This is a genomic window from Ureibacillus thermophilus (genome assembly GCF_004331915.1).
GTDB classification, from domain to species: Bacteria; Bacillota; Bacilli; order Bacillales_A; family Planococcaceae; genus Ureibacillus; species Ureibacillus thermophilus.
Window position 1 is genome coordinate 469,743 of the sequence record NZ_CP036528.1, and the last position, 13,847, is coordinate 483,589.

The 13,847-nt window shown below is 38.7% G+C and carries 10 protein-coding genes, 1 rRNA gene and 2 other annotated features; of the genes, 3 read left to right on the plus strand and 8 right to left on the minus strand.

Annotated elements, in window-relative coordinates:
* Window positions 1-72 precede the first annotated feature (72 nt).
* Window positions 73-1,344, plus strand: a complete 1,272-nt coding sequence (gene gltP / locus DKZ56_RS02235; RefSeq protein WP_208651088.1) for a glutamate/aspartate:proton symporter GltP — start codon at window positions 73-75, stop codon at window positions 1,342-1,344.
* 368 nt (window positions 1,345-1,712) lie between these two features.
* Here gltP and DKZ56_RS02240 read toward each other — a convergent pair whose 3' ends face one another.
* Together DKZ56_RS02240 and DKZ56_RS02245 are read right to left on the minus strand one after the other, a co-directional pair.
* Window positions 1,713-2,333, minus strand: coding sequence for an RraA family protein (locus DKZ56_RS02240; RefSeq protein WP_208651090.1), 621 nt, complete (start codon window positions 2,331-2,333; stop codon window positions 1,713-1,715).
* 318 nt (window positions 2,334-2,651) lie between these two features.
* Window positions 2,652-3,185, minus strand: coding sequence for an LOG family protein (locus tag DKZ56_RS02245; protein ID WP_222837133.1), 534 nt, complete (start codon window positions 3,183-3,185; stop codon window positions 2,652-2,654).
* A 140-nt stretch (window positions 3,186-3,325) separates the two neighbouring features.
* Here DKZ56_RS02245 and tadA point away from each other — a divergent pair, with 140 nt between their 5' ends.
* Window positions 3,326-3,835 carry a tRNA adenosine(34) deaminase TadA gene (gene tadA / locus DKZ56_RS02250; protein ID WP_208651091.1) on the plus strand — a complete coding sequence of 170 codons (510 nt, stop codon included), beginning with the start codon at window positions 3,326-3,328 and terminating at the stop codon, window positions 3,833-3,835.
* A gap of 40 nt (window positions 3,836-3,875) precedes the next feature.
* Here the strand turns inward: tadA and DKZ56_RS02255 are convergent, their stop codons facing one another.
* The 3 genes from DKZ56_RS02255 to pdxS all read right to left on the minus strand — a co-directional run bounded on the left by DKZ56_RS02255 (window position 3,876) and on the right by pdxS (window position 8,399).
* Window positions 3,876-5,606 (minus strand): methyl-accepting chemotaxis protein, encoded by a 1,731-nt coding sequence (locus DKZ56_RS02255; protein WP_245989581.1) that lies wholly within the window; start codon window positions 5,604-5,606, stop codon window positions 3,876-3,878.
* A gap of 309 nt (window positions 5,607-5,915) precedes the next feature.
* Window positions 5,916-7,199, minus strand: a complete 1,284-nt coding sequence (gene serS / locus DKZ56_RS02260; protein WP_208651095.1) for a serine--tRNA ligase — start codon at window positions 7,197-7,199, stop codon at window positions 5,916-5,918.
* A gap of 54 nt (window positions 7,200-7,253) precedes the next feature.
* Window positions 7,254-7,467 (minus strand) — a binding site (T-box leader).
* Window positions 7,468-7,541: 74 nt separating this feature from the next.
* Window positions 7,542-8,399, minus strand: a complete 858-nt coding sequence (pdxS, locus tag DKZ56_RS02265) for a pyridoxal 5'-phosphate synthase lyase subunit PdxS (protein WP_208651097.1) — start codon at window positions 8,397-8,399, stop codon at window positions 7,542-7,544.
* A 106-nt stretch (window positions 8,400-8,505) separates the two neighbouring features.
* Between pdxS and pdxR the strand changes: the two genes are divergently transcribed.
* A complete protein-coding gene (pdxR, locus tag DKZ56_RS02270) occupies window positions 8,506-9,912 on the plus strand; it encodes a MocR-like pyridoxine biosynthesis transcription factor PdxR (protein ID WP_208651099.1) in 1,407 nt (468 codons plus the stop codon).
* 252 nt (window positions 9,913-10,164) lie between these two features.
* On the opposite strand, the gene DKZ56_RS02275 is transcribed toward pdxR, so the two are convergent.
* The 3 genes from DKZ56_RS02275 to rrf form a co-directional block, all read right to left on the minus strand.
* Complete coding sequence (locus DKZ56_RS02275) at window positions 10,165-11,499, minus strand: serine hydrolase (protein ID WP_425471036.1); 1,335 nt, start codon at window positions 11,497-11,499, stop codon at window positions 10,165-10,167.
* A gap of 135 nt (window positions 11,500-11,634) precedes the next feature.
* Entirely contained in the window at window positions 11,635-13,101 is a 1,467-nt protein-coding gene (gene guaB / locus DKZ56_RS02280; RefSeq protein ID WP_208651101.1) for an IMP dehydrogenase, read from the minus strand.
* Window positions 13,102-13,403: 302 nt separating this feature from the next.
* Window positions 13,404-13,519, minus strand: a 5S ribosomal RNA gene (gene rrf, locus DKZ56_RS02285).
* 64 nt (window positions 13,520-13,583) lie between these two features.
* Window positions 13,584-13,845, minus strand: a sequence feature (23S ribosomal RNA rRNA prediction is too short).
* Between the last annotated feature and the right edge of the window lie 2 nt (window positions 13,846-13,847).

The following is a 13,847-nucleotide window of genomic DNA, read 5'->3' on the forward strand; positions in this document are numbered from 1 at the left end:
GATTTTGTCGGATTTTGTAAGTGTCTGATTATTATAAACTCGTATTTTTTTCTTAAACAGGGGGGGAAATCTTTGAAAAGAAAATTTAAGTTCAGTTTAGCGTCTCAAATATTGATAGCATTAGTATTGGGGATTGTTGTAGGGGCTATCTTTTATGGAAATCCAGCTGTCGAAACATATTTAAAACCGCTTGGTACCATTTTTTTAAATTTAATTAAAATGATTGTTGTACCAATCGTTATTTCGACACTTATTGTTGGTGTTGCAGGGACAGGCGATTTGAAACAACTTGGTCGCCTTGGCGGAAAAACATTAATATATTTCGAAATTATTACAACAATTGCCATCGTCATTGGTTTACTCATTGCAAACGTGTTTAAACCAGGTGTAGGCATCAACATGAATGAGTTGGAACAAACAGATATTTCATCTTATGTGGAAACGACTGAACAAGTGGAACATGATGGAGGATTTATTGATACAATTGTTGGCATCGTTCCAACTAACATCATTGATTCCATGGCTCAAAATGATATGCTTTCTGTCATATTCTTCTCTGTCTTGTTCGGTTTAGGGGTAGCAGCCATTGGAGATCGAGGAAAACCAGTTCTAGCAGTCGCCCAAGGTGTTGCGGATGCCATGTTCTGGGTAACAAATCTAGTCATGAAATTCGCTCCATTCGGGGTATTTGGTTTAATGGCTGTAACCGTTTCCAAGTTTGGATTAGAATCATTGATTCCACTTGGAAAATTAGTAGTTGTCGTTTATGGTGCGATGCTATTCTTCGTTATCGTGGTGTTGGGCATTACAGCAAAAATCGTCAACATCAATATATTCCAAGTAATTAAAGTGTTGAAGGACGAGCTTATTTTAGCTTATTCCACTTCCAGCTCTGAAACGGTATTACCGCGCATTATGCAAAAAATTGAACGCTTTGGTTGTCCAAAGGATATTACATCCTTTGTAATTCCAACAGGCTATTCCTTCAACTTAGACGGTTCTACATTATATCAATCCATTGCAGCGATTTTCATTGCCCAATTGTACGGCATTGACCTGACGATTGCACAACAAGTAACGTTAGTGCTCGTATTAATGGTGACTTCCAAAGGTATTGCAGGAGTTCCAGGCGTATCTTTCGTTGTATTGCTTGCGACATTGGGTTCTGTCGGAATTCCATTGGAAGGGCTAGCCTTCATCGCTGGTATCGACCGTATCCTAGATATGGCGCGTACTGCTGTAAACGTAGTCGGCAACTCGCTTGCTGCCATTGTAATCTCAAAATGGGAACGTCGATTTGATGAAAAACAAAAAGATGAATATATTGCAGAATTAGCAAAATAAATCATTCTATAAAGAAAGGAGCCTTTCCTTTAGGCTCCCATTTTATAACCATCCAAACAATAGAGGCTGGAACAAATCTAAAAAAACATCATTTTCTCTTTGGGGAAAATGATGTTTTTTTGATATGTTATTAAAAATTAAATTCCGTTCCGGGGACCCTTTCCGCGGGCCCGGCTCGAGCTTCCTTTGAGTCATTCCTTCGCTCCTCGTGATCTCGAGAGGGCTCGTCTCAGGAAAGCTTTGAATTTACTTCCTTGAACTTGCTCCGCTTTGCGACTAAGCGTGCGCGACAGGAACTCGCCCCTTCACTCCAATCAATTTTTAGTTATATCAATTATAATTTTTGTTTATGTCCCGGCCTCTTTTTATTATTTAGATAAAACTTTTTCAAGATATTGTCGGATGGATTTTTCTCCGTTAGCTAAAGCTTCTTTTTCCCTCGCTTCATCCTTTGCCAATTTTTCTTCCGCTTTTTTCAAAATTTCTTCTTCTTCCCCTTGCGGAATGACAACGACCCCGTCCACATCCCCGACAATAAAGTCTCCTGGTTGGACGCTGACGCCGCCGATGGCAATCGGAACATTGACTTTTCCACCGCCGTGTTTATTTCCACTGGCTACTGTTGTGCCTAATGCGAAAATCGGGAAATCCAATTCGCGCATTGCCGCAATATCTCGAATAACTCCATTTACAACAAATCCTTGAATGCCAAGCCCCTTTGCAAGAGAAGCGACAAAATCACCTGCTACAGCCCGGTTTGTATTTCCTTTTGCATCAATAACAATAATATCCCCTTTTTGGGCAATGTTGATGGCTTCAAGCACCGCTTTATTTTCCCCATCAGGCAAACGAACGGTTACAGCTCGTCCAGCAATCTTATAATGATCGCTTAACGGCTTAATGTTTGCATCTAAATTTGTATGGCCTCCTGTTGCATCAGAAATAGCTGTAGTTGGTACGGCTAAAAATCGTTCAACTAATTTTGACATTTCAACATATCCCCTTTGAATTCACTAAATATTTCAATAATTTTATATTATCTAATAACCTTTCCTTTTTCCATATACTTTTCAGTTTCCATCAAAATTTTCCTCCAGTTCAGCAAATTCCGGCCAGCAATTCAAATAAATATAGTGATGAAGGCACTTCTAAATACTGAAATGTTCCAAAACAAAACATTCTTTGTCCCTTCAATGTCTGCCCCACTGGTCTACTTAATCCTTGTCACTCCTTAGATAAAAAAGCCATCTAGAAATGATGTTTCCTAGACAGCTTTCCTCTTTCTAATCTTCTTTATTTTCTCCCCTTCATGGTTCTAATAAAGCAAGCAATTCTTCCAACGTTGCTGCAGTCTTAAATAAATGATGTTGATGTTCTCTTAAAAAACCTTCTGCCATCATCTTTTCAAAATGTTGAATCAACGCATCATAAAACCCATTCACATTGTATAAAATAACAGGTTTTTGATGGATCCCGATTTGCGCCCACGTAAAAGCTTCGAAATATTCATCCAAAGTTCCGCATCCCCCCGGCAAAGCAACAAAAGCATCGGCCAAGTCTGACATCTTCTTTTTTCTCGTATGCATGGAATCAACAATATATAACTCTGTTAATGTGGTATGTAATTTTTCTTTATCCATTAAATGCTTCGGCATGACACCGATGACTTCTCCGCCTTCTGAAAGAGCTGCGTCCGCTACTTTTCCCATTAGCCCTTGTGTAGAACCGCCGTAAACAACTCCATATTTTTTCTTAGCCAACACTTTTCCTAATTCAACTGCCGCTTCCTCATACACTGGCGATTTTCCCGATGATGAACCGCAATAAATGGCTATACGCAACTAGGTCACCTTCTCTTTTTCTTTCATTATATCGAAAGAATGTGGAGTCCATGTAACAGATTTATAAATTTTTGAGTTTTGTCTTTTTATGGAGTAAAAAAGAGGATTCATGTTACACTTACAGCGAAGGAGAGAGGAATGTGGAATTATTCGAAAAAGATGAATTGTTTATGAGGGAAGCCATACAGGAAGCAAAAAAAGCGGAAGCCTTGGGGGAAGTTCCTATTGGGGCTGTAATTGTATATGAAAATGAAATCATTGCCCGCTCCCACAATTTGAGAGAATCCACACAAAACGCCGTCACTCATGCCGAACTGATGGTCATACAAGAAGCCTGCAAAGTTTTGGGAAGCTGGCGGTTGGAAAACACTACTTTGTATGTTACGCTGGAGCCTTGTCCAATGTGTGCCGGAGCCATACTGCAATCACGGATTCCTCGGGTTGTCTATGGAGCCCGGGACCCTAAAGCAGGCTGTGTCGATTCGTTATACCGGCTATTAAACGACTCCCGTTTCAATCATGAATGCGAAGTTGTAGAAGGTGTATTAGCAAATGAATGCGGCGCCCTCTTAACCGATTTTTTTAGAAGCATCCGCGAACGTAAAAAAGAAGAAAAACAGAAGCAAAAATTGATGGAGAATGATAAGTAAATTAAAAGCAGCCCAAGCATTATGTGGGCTGCCCTTTTATTTATAATTTAAACTGTTGAACCAACTGATTTAATTCTTCTGCAAGATTTGCCAACTGTTCAGCACTAGCGGAAATTTCTTCCATTGAACTGCTGGTCTCTTCTGCTGCTGCTGTTGTTTCTTCAATTCCGGCAGCAGCTTCTTCTGAAATGGCCGCAATTTCTTGGATGGAACTGCTCATCTCTTGACTGTCATCAGCAATTTTCGATAAATTATCTGCAACAGCCATAATGCTGTCTACCATTTCTTTTAATGCATCTTGAATCGTCATAAATGTTTTGTGTGTTGTTTGAATTTGATTAGAACCTTGTTCCACCTCTTTATAACCTTCCGTCAAAGCGGCTGTAACCATACCAAATTCATTCTGTATATTTCTTACAATTTTCGTAATATCTGTTACAGATAGAGCTACCTGCTCAGCCAGTTTTCTTACTTCTTCCGCCACTACGGCAAAGCCTTTTCCATGCTCCCCAGCTCTTGCCGCCTCAATTGCCGCATTTAAAGATAATAAATTCGTCTGTTCAGCAATATCTCGGATGATAAATACCAATTGAGAGATTTCTTGAACTTGTGTATGCAGTTCATTCACTTTATTTACTGATTCGCGCACTATATGGTCTATCATTTTCATTTGTTTAGAGGAAGTTTCCATTAAATGGCTTCCTTCATTCGTTAATGTTAATATTTTTTCCGCTCTTCTTTGGACACGTCCTCCATGATTGCTTGCCTCTTGGGAAGTTGTTGCAAAATTTGTAGCGATGGATGATAATTCGCTTGCATTGTCCGCTTGTTTTTCTGCCCCTTGCGCAATCTCTTCCATGGTTGTCACAATTTGTCTTGTACCAAGTTTTACTTCATTGGCAGAGTGGGTCAATTCTTCGCTGCTGCTGGAGAGAATTTCAGCATTTTCTGCAATTTTCTCAAGCATATTTTTTAAATTTGCTTGCATTTCATTCATTGCATTCGCAAGCTGTCCTGTCTCATCTTTCGTTTGAATCTTTAACGGTTCTTGGCTTAGATCCGCATTGGCAAGCAACTTCATTCTTTCAGTGACATTCTGAATTCGCTTGGACATGCTGCTTGCAAATGTCCAGATGATAATAAAGCCTATAACCACCGCAGCAAGTAGTGTAATGATATTTACAAATAAAACTGTATTTGCTGGTTGATTAAAATCCATCATGTATGTACTTGCAGCAACAACCCAGCCCCAATTTTCATCAATTTTTGAATATGCCACTTTTTCTTCAATTTGGCTTTCATTCCCGATGAGTGGATAATCGTAATATACAAATCCGCCACCGGATTGAGCTGCCTTAATGATTTCCTGTATGTATTGATTGCCTTTGGAATCTTTATCATCCCATATATTGGAACCTTCCTTAGAAGGATGAGCAACTAAAGTTCCCTTTTCATCCACAATAAATATGTATCCATGTTCGCCTAAATCAAAATTTTCATTAATGGAGCGCGTTCCATCTGAATTTTTGCTTCCTAAAATCGCTTCCTTTACTCTTTCCTGCGCCTCTTCTAAAGAAATTTCCCCTTTATCTACACTCTGCGCTAAACCATTCATCATTTCCAATGTCATTTCTACACTGTTGCTTAAATTTGTCTTTCCAAGTTCATTTAAATGGTCTCTCGTCTCATAATAATTAATGCAGCTTACGATGATTAAAGGAACAATTAACAGAATAGATGAGATGAAAATTAGCTTGTTCTTAATCTTCATATTTTTAATCCTATCAACCATAGTATCCTTCCCTATCAACTTATGTGAATGAGAATTTCCTCCTTTTATTAAAATTTTATTTTAAAATACCTTTGATTTAAGAATATTTGGTAATTTATATTATGAAAGCATATTAATATTTATTGAAAAATTATATTATCCAAAAATCATTAAAGCAAGATGATGATTTGATTATTTTACTTAATTGGCAATTTTCAGAAAAAATATTGGATAGTAATAATTATTCATATCAAAATAAAATAGAGCCAATGGATTTTTTTCCATTAGCTCTTTTTTTCTATATCTTTATTATTTATTAGGCGTAATGACCTCTTTTCCTCCCATATATGGAACCAATACTTTTGGAATTACGACGCTTCCATCCTCTTGTTGATAATTTTCTAAAATGGCTGCAACTGTTCGGCCGATTGCAAGCCCTGAACCATTTAATGTGTGAACATATTCAGGTTTTGCTCCATGTTCGCGGCGGAATCGGATATTGGCGCGTCTTGCTTGGAAGTCTTCAAAGTTAGAGCAAGATGAAATTTCGCGGTATTTATTTTGAGCTGGCATCCATACTTCCAAATCATATTTTTTGGCAGCTGTAAAACCTAAGTCAGCTGTACACATTTTCACCCGTTGATAAGGAAGTTCCAATAATTGAAGCACTTTTTCAGCATGACTTGTCAACAATTCCAACTGCTCATAAGATTCTTCTGGTTTGACAAAGCGGACAAGTTCCACTTTATTGAATTGATGCTGGCGGATCAATCCGCGCGTATCACGGCCTGCTGAACCTGCTTCGGAACGGAAACATGCACTATATGCAACAAAAGCTTTTGGCAACATATCGATGCTCAAAATTTCATCGCGGTAAAAGTTTGTTACAGGCACTTCTGCTGTTGGAATCATGAAATAATCTGTTTCAGCTAATTTAAATACATCTTCTTCAAATTTTGGCAATTGTCCTGTTCCTAATAAACTGTCGCGGTTGACAATGACTGGAGGAAGCATTTCTTCATATCCATGCTCTTCCACATGCAAATCCATCATAAAATTCATAAGAGCCCGCTCAAGTCTTGCTCCTAAACCGCGGTAGAAAACAAAACGGCTTCCTGTTACTTTTGCAGCCCGTTCAAAATCGATAATGCCCAAATCTGTTGCCAAATCCCAGTGAGGCTTCACTTCAAAATCAAATTTTGGCACGTCCCCCCAAGTATATTCCACTACATTGTCATCTTCACTTTCACCAATTGGAACGGATTCATGAGGAAGATTTGGCAAACGCATCATCATATCTTTGAATTGTTGTTCAATTTCTTCCAATTCTGCATCTAATTTTTTGATTTCTTCTCCTACTTCACGCATGCGTTGAATCAAATCATCAGCATTTTCTTTATTGCGTTTCATGACAGCAATTTGCTCTGATACTTTATTGCGCTCAGCTTTTAATTCTTCAGTTTTCGCAATGAGTTCTCGACGTTTAGAATCAAGCACTTCAAATTCATCAAAATTTCCTAAGTCTTCATTGCGAGTTAAAAGGATTTTCTTTACTTCTTCATAGTTTTCACGAACACGTCGAATGTCTAACATGCTGATTCCTCCAAACTTTATTTAAATATTCCATATAAAAAGCTCTCAATCCCAAAAAGGGACGAGAGCTACCCGCGTTGCCACCCTAATTGATTAGGCGAATGCCTAATCCTCTTGCCAGATAACGGTTCTATTACCGGCCCAATCCTACTTAAACGTTCAGATGGGCAACTCAAGGATGGATTCGCAAGGGTTTTTATCAGCTTCCACCAACCGCTGACTCTCTGAAAAAAACGTACTTGCTACTACTTCCTGTCATCGAATTACTTATATAATTTTTAACATTAGGGTACTATAACAGATGAAATTTTGCAAGAAATTACATGAATCCTTCATTAAATGTTATCTGAATTGTAACAGTTCCTCTTTTGGAAGTGATGCAATGTCAATCCCTTTCATTGGCGATCCTAAATCCTTTGAAAGTTCCGCAATCAGCTGATAATCTTTGTAGTTTCGTACCGCTTCCACAATGGCACGGGCGAATTTTTCCGGATTTTCCGATTTGAAAATGCCGGAACCGACAAATACTCCGTCTGCGCCCAATTCCATCATCAACGCCGCATCTGCTGGTGTTGCCACCCCTCCGGCAGCATAATTCAAAACAGGCAATCGGCCCAGTTCTTTGATTTTTAACAATAATTCATAAGGGGCTCCTAAAGTTTTTGCTTCAACCATTAATTCATCTTTGCTCATGTTCACTATACGGCGGACTTCTGCATTGACTTTGCGAAGATGGCGCACAGCTTCGACAATATTTCCAGTGCCGGCTTCACCTTTCGTGCGCAGCATGGCAGCCCCTTCACCAATTCTTCTTGCCGCTTCGCCCAGATTTCTGCAACCGCAGACGAAAGGCACCTTAAACTCACTTTTTAACAAATGAAATTCATCATCTGCAGGCGTCAATACCTCACTTTCATCAATCATATCCACTCCGATTGCTTCCAAAATCCGCGCTTCTGTAATATGGCCAATTCTCGCTTTTGCCATTACCGGAATCGATACGGCATTCTTTACTTCCTCTATTACCCGTGGATCTGCCATTCTGGCGACTCCACCTTCTTTCCGTATATCAGCCGGCACTTTTTCCAATGCCATTACCGCAACAGCGCCCGCTGCCTCAGCAATTTTCGCCTGTTCAGGATTCACCACGTCCATAATGACGCCACCATAAGGTATATTAATTCTTTCCAAAATTGACATAATATTACCTCCTCATTTTTTATAGCTTTTAGTATAATAAATTTTGACTATAATAAAAGTTTCAAAAAATAAAAAATCTGTGTGGTCAGTTAAGAGGTGCATAAAAATGGACATGCTGATTTTCCAGTTGGAAAAAGATAAAAATATCCCTCTTTATGAACAGCTTTATACAGGAATCAAAAATGCGATTATTCAAAAACAAATTAAAGTGGGCGCAAAACTGCCATCCAAGAGGAAACTGGCGGAGTTTTTGAACATCAGCCAAACTACAATAGAAATTGCTTATTCGCAGTTATTGGCGGAAGGATATATTACATCTGTCCCTCGGGTGGGCTATTTTGTGGAAGAAATTGATGAACTACCATACGTGGAAAAACAGCAAACCCATATCACCATCCCGCATAAAGAAAAAAAGCAATACCGATATGATTTCCATCCAGGAAAAGTGGACGAGGATTCCTTTCCTTTTGGCGTATGGAGAAAATATGTGCGGGATCTGTTTGATATCAGTTCAAAAGAATTGCTTCAGATTGGGGAACCACAAGGGGAAAGCGTACTCCGGAAAGAGATTGCCAATTATTTATTTCAATCAAGAGGAATTCATTGCGAACCTGACCAAATCATCATCGGATCCGGAACAGAACATCTGTTGCCGATGATTTTGCGGTTATTTCAAGATGATTCTACACTTGCCCTTGAAAATCCGGGCTATTCAGCCATCCCAAGAATTCATTTAAAAAATAAAGCAATCCCCATTTCTGTAGATGAAGAAGGCTTAGTCGTAGAGGAACTCGAAAAAACAAATGCTAATATTGTCTATGTCACGCCTTCCCATCAATTCCCGACAGGAGCGGTTCTATCAGCGACAAGAAGAACACAGCTTCTCAAATGGGCAAGCAAAGCGCCAAATCGCTACATTATCGAAGACGACTATGATAGTGAATTTCGTTATATTGGAAAACCAATTCCGGCATTGCATGGATTAGATCAAAATCATAAAGTCATTTATATGAGCACTTTTACTAAATCGCTCATGCCATCGCTCAGGGTTGCTTATATGGTATTGCCCCATCATTTATTAATAAAATATAAAGAACTATTTAGTTACTATTCAGCAACCGTTCCCCGATTTGTGCAGCATCTTTTAGCCAACTTTATGAGAGATGGCCACTTCTCAAAACATTTAAACCGCATGCGGAAAATCTATCGCAAAAAACATGAAAAATTAAAGCATACACTATCTACTTATTACCCTGATATAAAAATTACAGGAGACCAAGCCGGCATGCACGTTTTAATTTCCATACCGAGCAGCAACAGTGTGGAAACATTGAAGCAAATGGCTGAAGAAAGTGGAATCTCCATTACCCCTGTAACGAATTATTTATTAAAACCAATCAAATATGAACATCCTACTTTCTTACTTGGGTTTGGAGGGATCCCTTTAGAAGATATGGAAGAGGCCATTCATCATTTAATGAAATGTTGGAGAATTCCGCAATTAGCTAAATAATATTTTGCAATATTATTTTACACATAGTTATTATTTCCTGAGCAATAGATTAAAAGAAAAAGGGGCTATCCAGAAAGTCGAACACTTTCTGAACAGCCTTACTTCTTATAGTAATATTCTCTTAAAAACTTTCCCTGCGGTGGTCACATCAAAGGCGCCTCCTCGTCGCAATTTATCTGCGGCAAAACTCTAGCGACAACCGCAAAGGGGGCGTCTCAAAATAACTTTTCAGACGCCCCCTTTTATCTTATATTAGCCAAACAAACCGCCGATAAACCCTGTAATTCCACTCCAAACGTTGCTGAAGAAATTGCCGATACCTTGGAAGAATAAAGAAACAAATCCTGCACGTTCCACATCTTTTGCTGTTACAACATCCACAGCCATTGCTTTTCCATCAATAAAACCGTAGTCAGATCCTTCTTTTCTTTCAATCACAACTTTCCCAACTACCGTACCCTTTTTCACTTCCGCTTCTAATGAATCTTTATCTAATACTAATTTTGGTTCATATAAATCTCTTTCCGAATTTTTCACCAACATGGAGAAGGGTTCTTTTACAGCGATTTTGACTTTATCTTCTTTTCCTTTAATGACTTTAATAGTATCCTTGCCTTTTACTGAAAAGTCTTCTGGTATAATTTCTTGTTTTGAGAATTGGTTAAACCCATAGTTGAATAGTTTGGCTGTTGCATCAAAACGAGCTTTGTAAGATCCAGCGCCGTTGGAATCAACTGCATTCATGACAACAGAAATTAAACGAGTTCCATTTCTTTCAGCAGTACCTGTAAAACAATATCCAGCCAAATTCGTTGTACCAGTTTTTAAACCATCGACACCTTCATATTCATATACCAATCCTGGAAGCATAAAGTTCCAGTTTTCCATTTGAATCGCATCATCTGTGCCTTCACGGAATATTTTCTTTGGAATGCTGGCAGTCTCTAAAACTTCTGGATAATCTTTCAGTAAATGATAGGCAAGTTTTGCAACAGAGCGAGCAGGCATAACATTTTCATCTTCTGGTCCTGTCCCCGCAGGCTGCATGCCCATTAAATCTTTATTATTTAATCCTGTTGAGTTGACAAATTTATAACCTTCAAGTCCGAGTTCTTCCGCTTTTTTATTCATTAATTTAACAAACTCAGTTTCCGTTCCTGCCACCATTTCAGCAATGGCCACTGTCGCTGCGTTGGCAGAATAGATTGCCATAGCTTCATATAATTCTCGTAATGTATAAGTTCCGTCCGCTCTCAAAGGCACGTTGCTCAATGCGCGATTTTGCGACAATTTATAAGCATATTCTGATACTTTATATTTCTGATTCCATGAAACTTTTCCTTCTTTAATAGCATCTAATAGAATATACTCTGTCATCATTTTAGACATGCTGGCAATGCCAAGCGGTGTATCGGCATTTTGCTCATATAATATTTTTCCTGAATCTGCATCAACTAAAATAGCAGCTCCTACAGTTAAACCTAAATCTGTTTCCGCTTTTGCTTGCGGTATCGTAACAAACATGCTAAGAAGCAGAATAGGAATAAGCAATACGCTGATCATAGATGTCTTCCTTGCTTTTTTCACAGAATGTACCTCCACTCAATATTATCATCTCCGCTCATTTTACCATAGATTATGTTCGCTGTGGTAAAAGAACAAATAAAAAACCACCCTTCTAAAATCCCTTGACGTTAGAAGAGTGGCGAGGTTTCATGTAATTTATTGGATAGAATAGTTTGGCGCTTCTTTTGTTATTTGAACAGTGTGTGGATGGGATTCACGAAGACCGGCATTTGTAATGCGGACAAATTGTGAATATTCACGTAAATATTCTAAGTTTGGTGCACCGCAGTATCCCATACCAGAACGAACGCCTCCTACTAATTGATGGATTGTATCAGCAAGAGGTCCTTTGTATGGAACACGGCCTTCAATACCTTCAGGCACTAATTTTTTCGCATCTTCTTGGAAATAGCGATCTTTTGAACCTTGCTCCATTGCAGAAAGAGAACCCATACCGCGATAAACTTTGAAACGGCGACCTTGGAAAATTTCTGTTTCCCCCGGTGATTCTGTTGTACCAGCTAAAAGTGAACCAAGCATTACAGCATGTCCACCTGCTGCTAAAGCTTTTACGATATCACCAGAATATTTAATACCGCCGTCAGCAATAATTGTTTTGCCATATTCACGTGCAACAGTAGCACAATCATAAATTGCCGTAATTTGTGGTACCCCTACTCCGGCAACTACTCGAGTTGTACAAATAGAACCTGGTCCAATACCTACTTTTACTACATCGGCACCTGCTTCATATAATGCACGAGTGGCTTCAGCAGTTGCCACGTTTCCCGCAATAATTTCTAAATCCGGATACTCTTGGCGAATTTTCTTTACTGTGTCAATTACACCTTGGGAATGACCATGAGCAGTATCAATTACAATAATATCTACTTGTGCTTCCACTAATTTTTTCACACGCGCAAACGTATCGCTAGAAATGCCCACTGCCGCTCCGACAATTAATCGACCAAGTTGATCTTTTGCAGCATTTGGAAATTCTATCACTTTTTCAATATCTTTAATGGTAATTAAACCTTTTAATTTTCCATCATCATCAACAATTGGGAGTTTTTCAATTTTATATGTTTGTAAGATTTTTTCAGCTTCTTCTAAAGTCGTTCCTACAGGAGCAGTGATTAAATCTTCTTTCGTCATCACTTCTTCGATTCTCAATGAATAATCGGAAATGAAACGTAAATCACGATTTGTAATAATCCCTACCAATTTTTGTTCTTCTTCATTATTTACAATTGGAACACCCGAAATGCGATATTTGCCCATTAAATGTTCAGCATCAAATACTTGATGTTGAGGTGTTAAGAAGAAAGGATTTGTAATTACACCATTTTCAGAACGTTTTACTTTTTCAACTTCTTCCGCCTGTTCCTCAATAGACATATTTTTATGGATTATTCCAAGTCCACCTTGACGTGCCATAGCAATTGCCATTTTGGATTCTGTAACTGTATCCATACCCGCACTAATAATTGGAATATTTAATTTAATTTTTGGCGTTAATTGTACAGATAAATCAACTTCTTTTGGCAATACTGTTGAATGTGCTGGTATTAATAATACATCGTCAAATGTTAAGCCTTCTTTGGCGAATTTCGTCTCCCACATTTCGATTATTCCTCCTAGTATAAACGAATATTATTAGTAAGATTATCAACATGTTTTTCAAGTGTCAAGAATCTGGTAAATAGAAAAAGAATTCGGATTATTGGAAATTATCAAGAATGTTTTTCAATTGACGCAAAAATGAAACTAGGTTTAGTTTGTTCTTTTTTAAATGAATTATGATATTAGGGATAAATAATAAAAAATTTGTTCCGAAAGATTAAAGATTTATAAATTTATTAAATTTAAAGTTTAAGGTTTTTGGACAAATAAAAAAGCACCACTAAAAAAGTGGTGCCATCCTTGCGAAGCGACGTCCTACTCTCGCAGGGGGAAGCCCCCAACTACCATCGGCGCTGAAGAGCTTAACTTCCGTGTTCGGTATGGGAACGGGTGTGACCTCTTCGCCATCATCACTTCACAAGTTTAGAGAGGTTGTTCTCTCAAAACTGGATAACGACATTGAAAGGATATTGGTTAAGTCCTCGATCGATTAGTATCCGTCAGCTCCACACGTCACCGTGCTTCCACCTCGGACCTATCTACCTCATCGTCTTTGAGGGATCTTACTTGCTTATGCAATGGGAAATCTCATCTTGAGGGGGGCTTCATGCTTAGATGCTTTCAGCACTTATCCCGTCCACACATAGCTACCCAGCTGTGCCTTTGGCAAGACAACTGGTACACCAGCGGTGTGTCCATCCCGGTCCTCTCGTACTAAGGACAGCTCCTCTCAAATTTCCTACGCC